1 protein-coding gene and 2 pseudogenes are annotated in these 1032 nt (G+C 63.6%); 2 read left to right on the top strand and 1 reads right to left on the bottom strand.

Going from position 1 to position 1032, the window contains the following annotated elements; genetic code table 11:
* Both ACEN88_RS32565 and ACEN88_RS32560 read left to right on the top strand, forming a co-directional pair.
* A pseudogene (locus ACEN88_RS32565) lies at positions 1 to 221 on the top strand (ABC transporter ATP-binding protein); the annotation flags it as partial.
* A 217-nt stretch (positions 222 to 438) separates the two neighbouring features.
* Positions 439 to 747, top strand: coding sequence for a hypothetical protein (locus tag ACEN88_RS32560; protein WP_371762533.1), 309 nt, complete (start codon positions 439 to 441; stop codon positions 745 to 747).
* A gap of 7 nt (positions 748 to 754) precedes the next feature.
* Here ACEN88_RS32560 and ACEN88_RS32555 read toward each other — a convergent pair.
* Positions 755 to 1032 (bottom strand): annotated as a pseudogene (locus ACEN88_RS32555) (hypothetical protein); the annotation flags it as partial.

Raw genomic sequence — 1032 nt, 5'->3', positions numbered from 1 at the left:
TGGCCATCGCGCGCGCGCTCGTGCACCGGCCCGCCCTGCTGCTGGCGGACGAGCCCACCGGCAACCTCGACCCCGACACGGCCGACGGCATCCTGCGCCTGCTGCGCACCGAGATCAAGGCCAGCGGCGCCGGCGCCATCATGGTCACCCACTCCCATGCGGCCGCCGCCCTGGCCGACCGGACCTTCGTGTTGACCCGCGCCGGATTGAAATTAGCGTAAGTTCCCGCAAGAAAGACGCATCTTATGGCGTTTTAGTCATGAACAGTGCGTCATAATTGTCAACTTCGTAGTAGCATTCCAACAAACCCACCAGGCATAAGTCATCAACAAATCGGTCGGGCTGGATTCCGTTCGGGCGGGGGATGAGCCGGACGGACCCTGCAACTCTCCAAAACAGTCGATCTGTCTTGAACACAACCCCAAGGCGGAGGAGTTCATGAGCGTACGGCAGAAAAAACAGGAGTTGCTCGAGGCGATGCATCGCGCCCGGGCCATGGAGCCGTCGAGTTTTGTTCCGAACAAATTGCTCGACACATTGATTCAACGAATGCAGCTGAAGAACGACGCGGAACTGTGCCGCGTCCTGGAGGTACAGCCGCCCATCATCAGCAAGATCCGGCACCGCAAGCTGAACGTCGGCGCCACGATCCTGCTGCGGATGCACGAGAAGTCGAATATCCCGATCCGCGAGCTGAAGGAATTGACGGCGGAAGCGCGCACGGAGCCGCCGCCGACCCATCACTGAACGCGGTTCATTCGCCGGGCGGGCGGCCGGTCTTGAGCTGGGGCAGGCTGTCGAGCACGGCGCGTAGCGACGCCGTGTCGAGCTGGCCGAGCAGCGCCACGCCGATGCGCAGCAACTCGCTCTTCTTGACTTCGAAGCCGGCCTTCAGGCAGGCCTGCTTGACGGTGGCGAGCACGGCGTATTCCTGCTCCGGCATGGTGAAGCTGTCGCGCACGAGGTGCGGACGCGTGGCCGGTGCAGGCGCGGCCTTGGCACGCGTGGATTTCACCGGCGCCGCGACCGCAC

The organism is Massilia sp. CT11-108 (assembly GCF_047302915.1).
Classification (GTDB): domain Bacteria; phylum Pseudomonadota; class Gammaproteobacteria; order Burkholderiales; family Burkholderiaceae_D; genus Telluria; species Telluria orientalis.
This window is presented reverse-complemented; position numbering and strand designations above follow the sequence as displayed.

Coding starts and splice junctions, on each gene's coding strand:
- ACEN88_RS32560 (WP_371762533.1), top strand. CDS start 439: ATGAGCGTACGGCAGAAAAAACAGGAGTTGCTCGAGGCGATGCATCGC.